The 2,787-nt window shown below is 69.4% G+C and carries 3 protein-coding genes; 1 reads left to right on the top strand and 2 read right to left on the bottom strand.

The window, feature by feature from the left end:
• Positions 1-1,119, bottom strand: a 1,119-nt coding sequence (locus tag AB0J09_RS61585) for an MFS transporter (protein WP_360713350.1), incomplete at its 3' end; no start/stop codon positions are given.
• 18 nt (positions 1,120-1,137) lie between these two features.
• Positions 1,138-2,025 (bottom strand): MBL fold metallo-hydrolase, encoded by an 888-nt coding sequence (locus AB0J09_RS61580; protein WP_360713348.1) that lies wholly within the window; start codon positions 2,023-2,025, stop codon positions 1,138-1,140.
• Positions 2,026-2,182: 157 nt separating this feature from the next.
• Here AB0J09_RS61580 and AB0J09_RS61575 point away from each other — a divergent pair, with 157 nt between their 5' ends.
• On the top strand, positions 2,183-2,611 hold the full coding sequence (locus tag AB0J09_RS61575) for a MarR family transcriptional regulator (RefSeq protein WP_360713346.1): 429 nt from the start codon (positions 2,183-2,185) through the stop codon (positions 2,609-2,611).
• The last annotated feature ends 176 nt before the right edge of the window (positions 2,612-2,787 follow it).

The following is a 2,787-nucleotide window of genomic DNA, read 5'->3' as shown; positions in this document are numbered from 1 at the left end:
CGGGAACCCGAAGGCGCTGGAGAGGGCCCCGAAGGCGAACGGTGCGATGGCGGCGCCCGCGTAGAGGCCGATCTGCACGGTGTGCCCGGCGTCCTCGGTCCGGCCGGGTACCAGGCGCAGCGTGGTGGCGAGCAGGAGCCCGGTCCAGCCCCAGCCCGCGGAGAAGGCCAGGATCGCACCGAGAACGAACGTCGTTGACGTCCCGATCGCGATCAGTGCCAGCCCGAGCCCGCCGGTGAGCATCATCGTGACGATCACCGCCGAATTGCGGCGAGGAGCCCGGTCGGTGAGTGCCCCGGCGGCGATCCGTACGGCGATGGCGAACAGGGCGCTGAGCGACAGCAGGTTACCCGTGAGGGTGGTGCCTAGCCCGGAGTGGGTGCCCAGTTCGACGAAGTACGTGGCCACCGCGTTGTTGCCGGTCGCGGAGAGCGCCGCGGCCAGCGCCCAGAGCCCGAGTACCCGCCCGACCGTCCGTTGCTTGTCGCCGGCTACGCCGGCCTCCTTCGGCCGTACGGGCGGCGGGCCGCCGGGTGCGCGGGCCAGCGGGGCGAACGTAGCCGGAACGAGCGCGGCGATACCCGCGACAAGCAGGGCGGCCCGCCAGCCGTACGCCGGGAGGACCAGGGCGACGAGCAGGCCGGGGACGAGGGTGCCCGCCCCCAGCGCCGCGCCGATCATGCCCGCGGCCAGCGAACGCCGGTGTTCCGGGACGCGCGCCGCGATCAGCCGGCCCGCCACCGGCTGGACGAGTGCGTTGCTCAACCCGCCCACCAGCAGTATCGCCGTCAGCATCCCCGGCCCGGTCACCCGCGACGCCACCAGCATGACCGCCGACGCGACCAGCGCCGCGACGGCGAGGACCGTAGGGACCGGCAACCGCGCCGCCACCCGTTTGGCGACGGGCGAGCCGAAAGCGGTGGCGGCGTAGAAGAGGCTCATCGCCAGCCCGAGGGCGCTGCGGGAGGTGTGCAGGTCTGCTTCGATCGTCGGGGCCAGCGCCCCGACGGTGAAACCGGGCATCCCCGCCACGGTCGCGGTCAGCGCGGTCGCGATGATTCCCGGCCAGTGCCGTGCGGGCGAGCGGGTGGGCAGGCCGCGGTTGATTGTCGTTGTCATGGTCGATCTCGGGGCGGGTCAGACGTCCAGGGGGCGCCAGGCGGAGCCGGCGCCGTCCCGGCGGACCTGCCCGAAGACCGCATCGGCGAAGTGGATGCCAAAGCCGATCGTGTCAGGCTCTTCCAACTCGGCAACGAGATGATGACGATGCTCGGCGGACTGGGCAGGGTCATGGTCGTAGAGGCAGGACCATTCGGGGTGGTCCACCTGGATCGGTGAATGCAGGGCATCGCCGAAGGCGATCAGCCGGGTTCCGCCCCCAGTGATGACGTACTGCGTGTGCCCGGCCGTGTGACCACCGGTGATCTGGACCCGCACGCCAGGGAAGACCTCCTGCCCGTCCATCACCGTACGCACGCGCGGTGTCAGCGCGGTGGCCTCCTCCTCGGTGATGCCCTGCGCGAACAGGTCGCGTTGGGCCCATTCCGGTTCGGCCACCACATACGCGGCCTGGGTGAACACGGGCTGGTCACCGCCCGGGGCGGGATGCCAGGCCCAGCCGAGGTGATCGATGTGCAGGTGGGTGAAAGCCACGGCCTCGATCTCTTCAGGCCTGCGGCCGAGCTCGGCCAGACTGTCCAGCAGCGCGCCACCGTAAACGGCGCCGTTCGGATTTCCCGGCTCGGCCGGCAGCGACACCGGCCCCCACCCCGCATCGATCAACAGTGCGCGGTCGCCGTTCTCCACCAGGAGACCACCGATACTCGCCACAAGATGGCCGGAGGCATCCAGGTACTGCGGGTGGGCGGCCCAGATCTCATCGGTGGTGTCCGGCAGCCAGCTGCGCGGCCTGCCCTGGATAGCCCCGTCCGGCACGAAGGACACCCTCGTGTCGCCCAGCCATACCGAGCGGATCCCCGCCGGCCGCCGCAGCCGCTCGTCCTGGTCAACCGCGGAGTTCGCCATGGTCGCGTTCCCTTCATCGGGGTCAGGTCATCGCCGTGTCGTCGGCGACCAGGCCACCATAAATATCAAGCTTGAAGCAGTCAAGCTTGAAATGTGCTGACTTGAAATAGTCAAGGTTTAAATGTGCTGGCTTGATGGACTTGCTAGGATGGGACGCATGACGACGTCCCCAGAACCGCAGGCCATCGCCGAGCGGGAGCTGTGCGGTCTGGTGAACGGACTGGCCCAGCAGATCGCCGATCACGTACGCGAACGCGCGGTCACCTTGGGCCTCACCGCGGCCCAGGCGACCGCGCTGCGGGAGATGACCGGACCAATGACCATGCGAGAGCTCGCCGAACGCATGAGCTGCGAGCCCTCCAACGCCACCTTTATCGTTGACAAGCTCGAAAAACAGGCCCTGATCGAGCGCCGCGCGCACCCCACTGACCGCCGCGCCAAGCAACTCGTCCTCACCCCGGAGGGCAACGCCCTCCGTGAACGGCTCCTCGAACTCCTCGCCCAGGACTCACCGCTGGCCGGCCTCACCACCCAGCAGCAGCGCGCCCTTCAGGACCTGCTCGAACAAGCCATCATCCGTTCATGAGTTGACGCCGACACACCCTGTCGGCCCCCCACTCGGGTCCGCGCGACCAGTCTGGCCTCGGTGCTGGGACTGTACGGTCACTGGCTCTGGCGCACTTTCGGTGGTGACGGACCGTGGTTTAGCCGAGCAGGATGCGATGGCGGAGGAGCACGAAGCCGGCTCGCCCGTACATCTGC

Source organism: Nonomuraea sp. NPDC049784 (assembly GCF_040659615.1).
Taxonomy (GTDB): domain Bacteria; phylum Actinomycetota; class Actinomycetes; order Streptosporangiales; family Streptosporangiaceae; genus Nonomuraea.
This window is presented reverse-complemented; position numbering and strand designations above follow the sequence as displayed.